Raw genomic sequence first — 521 nt, forward strand, 5'->3', positions numbered from 1 at the left:
CGAGATCTGAAACTTCACACACACACACACCCAGTAACATCCAGACACGTTTCCTGTGTATTATCCCCAGAACCACCCTTGTACCGTGCGCTGACGCGCACGGTAATAACAGATTCGGAATCCCCAACCTTGATTTGCTCAGAAAAACTATTTTCCTTTGTTCTCTGTGACATATTTGCATGGGTCATAATTTTGGTATGTGAACCATGGTTCCATATGGTTTCTGATGGTGTTCGAGCAAAAACAATACCAGATTCGGAATCTCCGACCTTGATTTGCGCAGAAAAACTATTTCTCTTTGTTCTATGTGACATATTTGCATGGGTCATAATTTTGGGTTGTGAACCATGGTTCCATATGGCTTCTGATGGTGTTTGAGCAAAAACAATACCAGACTCCGAATCCCCGACATTGATTTGCCCAGAAAAACTACTTTCCTTTGTTATATGTGATATATTTGCTGGGGTCATAATTTTGGGTTGTGAACCACGGTTCCCTACGGTTTCTGGTGGTGGTAGAGC

The 521-nt window shown here is 42.6% G+C and carries 1 protein-coding gene; it reads right to left on the reverse strand.

The annotated features are described in order from the left end of the window. Positions 1 to 14: 14 nt before the first annotated feature. Positions 15 to 521: hypothetical protein (locus tag GY937_13530; protein MCP5057728.1), on the reverse strand; the 507-nt coding region annotated here is incomplete at its 5' end.

It is taken from the genome of bacterium, assembly GCA_024228115.1.
Lineage (GTDB): Bacteria > Myxococcota_A > UBA9160 > UBA9160 > UBA6930.